Origin of the sequence: Marseilla massiliensis, from assembly GCF_016899855.1 — a bacterium.
In the GTDB taxonomy this organism is placed as follows: Bacteria; Bacteroidota; Bacteroidia; order Bacteroidales; family Bacteroidaceae; genus Prevotella.
In genome coordinates, this window is sequence record NZ_JACJJG010000035.1 from 20474 (window position 1) to 27308 (window position 6835).

General features: G+C 48.3%; 6 protein-coding genes and 1 tRNA gene. 2 read left to right on the forward strand and 5 right to left on the reverse strand.

Annotated elements, in window-relative coordinates:
* Positions 1 to 101: 101 nt before the first annotated feature.
* From H6A34_RS07770 to H6A34_RS07780, 3 genes are all read right to left on the reverse strand, one after another.
* A tRNA-Lys gene (locus H6A34_RS07770) sits at positions 102 to 174 on the reverse strand.
* 62 nt (positions 175 to 236) lie between these two features.
* Entirely contained in the window at positions 237 to 1430 is a 1194-nt protein-coding gene (locus tag H6A34_RS07775; protein ID WP_021947724.1) for an AI-2E family transporter, read from the reverse strand.
* 59 nt (positions 1431 to 1489) lie between these two features.
* Positions 1490 to 2095: a thymidine kinase gene (locus H6A34_RS07780; protein ID WP_205104663.1), complete on the reverse strand. Its 606-nt coding sequence runs from the start codon at positions 2093 to 2095 to the stop codon at positions 1490 to 1492.
* 94 nt (positions 2096 to 2189) lie between these two features.
* On the opposite strand from H6A34_RS07780, the gene rsmI reads away from it, so the two are divergent.
* Positions 2190 to 2915, forward strand: coding sequence for a 16S rRNA (cytidine(1402)-2'-O)-methyltransferase (gene rsmI, locus H6A34_RS07785; protein WP_021947465.1), 726 nt, complete (start codon positions 2190 to 2192; stop codon positions 2913 to 2915).
* A gap of 75 nt (positions 2916 to 2990) precedes the next feature.
* Positions 2991 to 3842: a Cbp1 family collagen-binding glycoprotein adhesin gene (locus H6A34_RS07790; RefSeq protein WP_205104664.1), complete on the forward strand. Its 852-nt coding sequence runs from the start codon at positions 2991 to 2993 to the stop codon at positions 3840 to 3842.
* Positions 3843 to 3956: 114 nt separating this feature from the next.
* Here H6A34_RS07790 and H6A34_RS07795 read toward each other — a convergent pair whose 3' ends face one another.
* Entirely contained in the window at positions 3957 to 6002 is a 2046-nt protein-coding gene (locus tag H6A34_RS07795) for an AlwI family type II restriction endonuclease (protein WP_205104666.1), read from the reverse strand.
* 11 nt (positions 6003 to 6013) lie between these two features.
* On the reverse strand, positions 6014 to 6835 hold an 822-nt coding region (locus tag H6A34_RS07800), incomplete at its 5' end, for a Dam family site-specific DNA-(adenine-N6)-methyltransferase (protein ID WP_205104668.1).

The window sequence follows — 6835 nt, forward strand, 5'->3', positions numbered from 1 at the left end:
TACTGCCCCATTTTGCCATGAAATGCAGTCCGTGGATAAAAGAAAAACCGCCGATAATGCTTGATTATCAGCGGTTTTCGTTGTTTTTGGCTTTGTTTCTGTGATCCGTTTGGGGCTCGAACCCAAGACCCCAACATTAAAAGTGTTGTGCTCTACCAGCTGAGCTAACGGATCTGATTATTCATTACGTTCGTAAAGCGAGTGCAAAGGTATGCTTTTTTCTTGTAATGACCAAATTATTTGCCGTCTTTTTGCCTTTTTTCTTCATTTTGGCTTGGTGCAATACTTTGATTTACGGCGGTTTTATATGTTGACGATTGCGTTTGGGGCGAGATGTCTTTATCTGGAACTGCTGGTTCGTCAATATTTTCTTTTGTTATATAACGCTGGTAGTATGCTATGATGAGTGTCGTTAGCGGTAGGGCGATGATGAGTCCTATGAAACCGAGCAAGGCTCCCCATACAGAGAGCGACAATAAGATTACTGCAGGATTGAGGCCCATTGCCTTGCCCATTATTTTGGGGGTAAGCACCATGTCGGTTATTATTTGTACGATGACGAATACTCCTGTTGCCGATGCGAAAATCACCCAAAAGTTCTGGCCCGTATCGGCGGCCTTGAGTAACGAAAGTATTACCATAGGGATGAATGCCAGACCGTGGACGTAGGGAATGAGGCTGAGTATGCCTATCAGTATGCCGAGTCCGATTGCCATTGGGAATCCTATGATGGTAAAGCCTATACAGAAAAGTATTCCTATGCATAATGCCACGAGGCCTTGTCCACGGATGTAGCTGTTCATCTCGCGTTCGACGTCGTTTATAAGCGCATGCCAAAACGGCCTGTTCTTTTTTGGGAAAATCTTGATGAATCCGGAAGCGAGCCTTTCATAATCAAGGAGTATGAAAAAGAGGTAGAGCAGGGTTATAAGCGACGCTACAATGCTTAGGATGACGTTTGCCGTTTGTCCTATTACTGAAAACACTTTCGGCATGGCTCCCTTTATGGCTTGGACTACATCCTCCTGTTGCATGAATTTCTGGATTTCGTCCTTGTATTCATTCAGCCATTGCTGTATAGCTACGGGGAAGTTGTTTATGTGCGTCTTTTGGTGAAGGTATCGGGATATTACCTCGCTTAGCTTGTCAAACTGTTCAATCATTGGCGGCACAATTAGGTAAAAGATACCACCTATTACGGCAACGATAAAGACAATTGAGATTATGATCGACAGCACCCTTGTGGGTACGTGCATCTTGTATTGCACAAATTTCACGATTGGGTATATCATGTAAGCCAGTAGCCATGCCACGAAAAACGGCAGCAGCACACTGCTGAGGTAATTCATAAGAAGCAGTACTATGACCACTACCACAGCCGTTAACGACCATCTTATGAATTTGTCGAATGTTATCTTTTCTTCAAGCATAATTCAATTAATCCATAATTTAATTTATGTTGCCGGCGCACTTGTTTTTCTTTATCTTATCATTGTTTGTTTCCTGCCTGCAATCGGGCTTCCTCTTCCGTCGCTTTTCGGTAACATTCACGGCATAACGGCTCGTATTCGCTTTGCTCCCCAAGCATTACTCTTTTGCTGTTGGCGACAAGCCGGTGGCTTGCATAAGCAACCGAACCGCACCTTACGCATATTGCATGTACTTTGGTTACCTCGTCGGCAACGGCGCATAGGGCCGGAATCGGACCGAACGGTATGCCTTTATAATCCATATCCAGGCCTGCGACGATTACCCGCACGCCTCTATTGGCCAAGTCATTGCATACATTTACCAGGCCATCGTCGAAAAACTGCGCTTCGTCGATGCCAACAACTTCTATGTCGGAAGACAGCAGCAGTATTGATGACGAGGAGTCCACCGGTGTGCTCGGTATTGAGTGGCGGTCATGGCTCACCACTTCATCATCGGAATATCGTGTGTCTATGGCCGGTTTGAAGATTTCCACTTTTTGCCTTGCGAATTCGGCACGTTTCAATCTTCTTATAAGCTCTTCCGTCTTGCCGGAAAACATTGAGCCACATATCACTTCTATTCTTCCCGGACGGTGCGTCTCACCTGTAAAATTATTATCCATTTCGGCGCAAAATTACAAAGACGTTTTAAAAATTGCAAAGAAATACGCCGTTTTTTTGTCGTAGATGATTATTTACCTATATTTGTACCGAAATATGGGCTTATTGTATATCGTGCCCACGCCGGTGGGTAATCTTGAAGACATGACGATGAGGGCTGTGCGAGTGCTGAAGGAGGCAGACCTAATCTTGGCTGAGGACACCCGTACGTCGGGCGTCCTGCTAAAGCATTTCAATATCAGCAACAAGCTCATGTCGCACCATAAGTTTAACGAACACGGCACTTCCGCCTCAATCGTAGAGCGTCTCAAGGCAGGAGAGACCATAGCCCTTATTAGCGATGCTGGCACTCCTGGGATAAGCGATCCTGGCTTTTTCCTTGTGCGTGAAGCCGTCAATGCGGGTATAACCGTGCAGTGCCTCCCTGGAGCCACGGCTTTTGTTCCGGCCTTGGTGTCGTCGGGCTTGCCGTGCGACCGCTTTTGTTTTGAAGGATTCCTGCCGCAGAAAAAGGGGAGGGCCACGCTTCTCGAAGCACTGCGTGACGAGCGCCGTACCATGGTGTTTTATGAATCTCCTTACCGGGTATTGAAAACACTCAAGCAGTTTGCTGAATATTTCGGTGAAGATCGCCGTGTAAGCGCTTGCCGCGAAATATCAAAGATACATGAGGAAAGCGTACGTGGAACGCTTGCCGAAGCCATAGCGCATTTTACGGAGACAGCTCCACGCGGAGAATTTGTAATAGTGGTGGAAGGGAAAAGTAAGCTTGAAGACGGGAGAGGGAAAGGAAACGGTAAAACGACGAAAGACCGTGAATGACACAACATCCCGTTTTCCGCTCAGTTGCCCTTTGGACTTTCAATATAAAGAGAAACTAACGTAAAACTATCGTATATGAAGAAAGTATTATTTTTAGCGGCATGTATATTTACGCTTGTCGCATGCAACAACGGTAAGACCTCGTCGTCAGACCTTCCACAAGAGAGCCGTGCCGACTCATTGCAGAAGGTTCTCGAGCAGAAAGACAACGAAATCAATGACATGATGGGGATACTCAACGAGGTGGAGGAAGGATTCCGCCAGATTAACGAGGCCGAGAATCGTGTAAGCGTGGCAAAGGACGGCGAAGGAGCCAACCGCCAGCAGCAAATCCGTGAGAACATGCAGTTCATCCAGCAGCGTATGGCTGAGAACCGCGAGCTTTTGTCAAAATTGCGCCAGCAGGTAAAGAGCGGTTCAATAAAGAGCGAGCAGCTGCAGAAGACAATCGAGGACCTTACGCGCCAGCTTGAGGACAAGGACCATCAGATAAAGGACCTGTATGCCCAGCTCGAGGCAAAAGACATACACATTGAAGAGCTTGACCGCACGGTCACCACCCTTAACAAGAACGTAAGCACATTACAGGACGACAACGCCAAGAAGGCCAACACCATCAACGCCCAGGACAAACAGCTTAACACGGCATGGTACGTCTTCGGCACGAAGAAGGAACTGAAGGAACAGAACATACTCGTAAAGGGTAAGGTTCTCCAGTCAAACTTCAACAAGAGCTATTTCACCAAGTGTGACATTCGCACCCTCAAGGCACTTAAGCTCTATAGCAAGTCGGCAAAACTCTTGACCATGCACCCGTCAAGCAGCTACAAACTTGAGCGTGACGCGCAAGACCAGTATATCTTGCACATCACCAATCCGCAGCTCTTCTGGAGCACGAGCAAATACCTTGTCGTACAAGTGAAATAGCGAAAGCCGTGAGCCGCAAGGCTAAGGCGCGTTATTTAGAATAATTGAGCCGCGACACCGTTCAACCGGTTGCCGCGGCTCTTTTCAGTTTTTTATGTCATATAATCTTGTCCGCTATGGTTTCATGCTGATTGCGGCCTGGTCTGTGCCTGTTATGCACACGTAATTGTCATACCATTTTTGCGGATGGCGTTCGTTCGCTTCGTATGCAGTCTCGAAATGTCGGTACAGGTCTTCATATCTTATCCCTTGCCTTATAATTTCTTTTAAGTCGCGTGTGCTCAGCGGTATAATCTTCATCCCTTCAACGTATTTGTCCGGATTGGTCGGGCAGCAATACAGTGAGTTTTTCCTGTTCATGAAGTCACTTATTACGTTTACGTTCAGGTTGGTTGTCACAAACACACAATAGCTGTTAGTGTTTCCTGTCCGTAGCAGATGGTTGCCCAAGTGTCTGGACACGGGTTCCATTTCCATGCGCCTTTGGTTTGTCTTGTCCGTTAACGTAGCCTCCAGCAAGAGGGAATGGCCCGGATATGCGGGCACGGCCGGATATTCCCATACGATGTCGGCCTCGCCGCCCGCCGCGTGTGTTACTGGCAGCAGGTTTGCGTCAAGGGACAGTTTTAGGTAGTCAAGGATTTTCCCTCTCCTTCCGCTCACCTTGTACCATATTATTCCAAGCACATATTCAAATATTGTGGGTACGTCGGCGTTGTCGGTGACTATGCGGTTTATGTTCGCGTCGTTGCGTTTGTCGAAGGCGTCGAGCAATGTCAGTAAAGTGTTGTTCTGGAAGTGCGTGTCAATCATCTTGTTGAAGCGATCGTACCTTATTTTGTCGACTTCGTCGAACGCCTCTTCTATTGTTTGTATGTCGGTTCCGAGTTCACTGCTTACGCCGTCAATGATGTCCTTTTCGTTAAATACAAGCGTTTCGCATATTTCGGCCAAGCTCGTTTTCCGTTCCAGCAGGTGGCATTTCCTGTAAGCCTGTTTGTATAATTCGTCTATAGGGGATGCGAATAGGTGCTTCGGTACAATGTCAAGCTTTACTTGTTTGTCGTCGAATATGAAGCAGTTTGTTAATCCCAGGTAGCGCTTGTTGAGGTCTTGGTAGTCTTCCAATGTGGCTTTGGCCTTAAACAAGTGCATTGTGACAAAGAAGAATGCGTTGAAGTCTTTTTCAGTATATGTCGCGCTAACGGGAAGCGGGCGTAAGTTTCCTTCAGGATTATTTTTTACCCTGGCGGCAACGGGCGATTTGAATAGCATTGTCTTCCATTTTATAGATATGGATTGCTGGAACTTTTTGAGACTGTCAAACATCGGTATAATCCTTGACGTGTCCCCTTCCATGTACACGGAGTGCATTTCTTTGTATAGGGTAACGTAACTCCTGTCGTACGCCGCGCTTTTGCGGTTCATGCTGACGGAGAGCAGCATTTCTTCCGAGAATGGCATGTTTGCAAATCGTCTCAGCCCTTCGGCGTAGTTGCTTTTCGACATCATCACTTCCGTTATCACCTGGTTAATCGTCACTTCACGGTTGCGCAGCCTGTGGGTAAGGCTTATGATGTGTTCAGTTGAATGCCAGTCGGTGCATAAAGGCATGAGATAGCAAAACTCGTTATGGCTTAGATAGTCGAGTCTTGACAGCAGGTAAAGTATCACAATGAGCGGCCTTACTGTCTGTCCGTTTATTTTTTGGCTCAGTTTCAGCAGTTGTTCAAGGTACAGCATGCTGTCCATGGATATGCCTATCGGTGTCTTTTCGTTGTACCGCAGGCTGGTCGATAGTTCGAGCAGGTACCTGCCGGCTTCGGTCAGGCGGTGGTTTTCGTTGATCAGCCCCATGTCATACAGTCCGCTGGTCTTCTCCCTCGCGGTCTTGTATTTCCGGCTCCAGGGCTCGCCGCCTTCCATGAATCCGTTGTCTACCAGGTAGTCGTAGTATCTTACCTTGATTTCGTATATGTCATTTTGCCCGGGCGCCATGTATTTCTTTTCCCATCCTTGCGAGGCGTTATCGGGGTTTTTCCAGAAAGCGTCAAGCAGGGCGAGCTGGCGCTCGGTCTTGTAGTTGAACTCTTTTGTGCGGAATGACGTGGTGCCGAGTTTCCACATGAATGACGTGTACGGTATCTTCTTGTATTCCATATCCGGTGATGCTAAAAGTTGGTAATCAATACTTCCTTGGAGTCGGCAGCCCTGGATTTCTTCCGGTAGTTGCTGTAGTGGTAGTCCATGAACAGCTCATGTGTTCGGTACCGGTTGCGCCCGAGCCAGTCCTGCAGTATCACGTTGCGCTTGCCTTCGTGCTCAAGGACGTTGGACAGGGCAAATCTTAGTCCACGGGCGTTGAGCCTGTCGAGCAGCGCCAGCAGGTCTTGTTCGTCTTTTGCGGTCCATCCGTCTTTCTCGTTGTACGTCGCCGTCGTGATGAGGTATGGCGGGTCGCAGTATACGAGGCTGCGCTCCGTAAGCTGGTCGAAGTTGAAACGGCGGAAGTCCTTGGTGCTGAACTCGCAGTCCTGGGCGCGCAGGGCTTTCATGAACCGTATGAGCTTGCCCTCGATGGCGGTGTTGAAGTCGCGTTTGCCTACCGGTAGGTTGAACGTTCCGTTGTCGTTGAAGCGCATTTGGTTGTTGAATCCGAACACAATCAGCGTGTACAGGTATATGTAGTACTGGTTGTCTTTCTTCGGGTAGGAGTTGAACCGCTCGCGCAGCTGCAGGTACTTGTCCCTGTTATACACCGACACGCCAAGGTTGGCGTCGCCGCCGTAATAGGCGAAGTTATGGTCTCGTGTGCGGCTGAGGCCGAACTCGTCGACGAGAGCGTTGACACGTGCCACCATCGTGTCGGCGTTCAGGCGCCTTAGCGTCTTCAACAGGCCTATCAGGGGCTTGGATGTGTCGTTGTATACAGTGTGTCCTGCCTTGACGTTCATGCCTACGTTGCACCCGCCGCAGAACAGGTCGACGAACAC

Coding starts and splice junctions, on each gene's coding strand:
- H6A34_RS07795 (WP_205104666.1), bottom strand. CDS start 6,002: ATGGAATACAAGAAGATACCGTACACGTCATTCATGTGGAAACTCGGC.
- H6A34_RS07790 (WP_205104664.1), top strand. CDS start 2,991: ATGAAGAAAGTATTATTTTTAGCGGCATGTATATTTACGCTTGTCGCA.
- H6A34_RS07780 (WP_205104663.1), bottom strand. CDS start 2,095: ATGGATAATAATTTTACAGGTGAGACGCACCGTCCGGGAAGAATAGAA.
- rsmI (WP_021947465.1), top strand. CDS start 2,190: ATGGGCTTATTGTATATCGTGCCCACGCCGGTGGGTAATCTTGAAGAC.
- H6A34_RS07775 (WP_021947724.1), bottom strand. CDS start 1,430: ATGCTTGAAGAAAAGATAACATTCGACAAATTCATAAGATGGTCGTTA.